Source organism: Candidatus Poribacteria bacterium, from assembly GCA_021295755.1.
Classification (GTDB): domain Bacteria; phylum Poribacteria; class WGA-4E; order WGA-4E; family PCPOR2b; genus PCPOR2b.
Window position 1 is genome coordinate 404 of the sequence record JAGWBT010000067.1, and the last position, 456, is coordinate 859.

General features: G+C 49.3%; 1 protein-coding gene. It reads left to right on the top strand.

The annotated features are described in order from the left end of the window. Positions 1–143: 143 nt before the first annotated feature. On the top strand, positions 144–456 hold a 313-nt coding region (locus tag J4G02_11185), incomplete at its 3' end, for a hypothetical protein (protein MCE2395140.1).

Below are 456 nucleotides of genomic sequence, written 5' to 3' on the forward strand. Positions count from 1 at the left end.
TGCTCTTTGAAGTTCAGAATAACCACCCCAATACACCGATGGACGAGCAACTCCTTTATGCAGAAACCATAATTCGCGGCAGCGTTGAATGGTTGCTTGGTGGCACTATAACTATATCATAACTAACCTACAGGAGCATTTCTATGCAGATTAAGCATGTCGAGACAATGACCTTGGATATTCCATTTTACGCTGACCATGTCACTCGCGCTATGCAGCGAGCTCAGACCCACGATGAGCGCGTTCATCTGTGTCGCATCGAAACTGACAACGGCATCGTTGGATATGGCGATAATAGCGTTTCGGACGCGGACCGGCTGATTGGTCAGAATCCTTTCGTCATTATGAATGATGACTCCATCGGTTTTGGTGCACAATTGGCTGCGCTGGACATAGCAGGGAAAGCTGCCGGTGCCCCGGTACACGCACTGTTGGGCGATAAAGTGCGTGATCGCT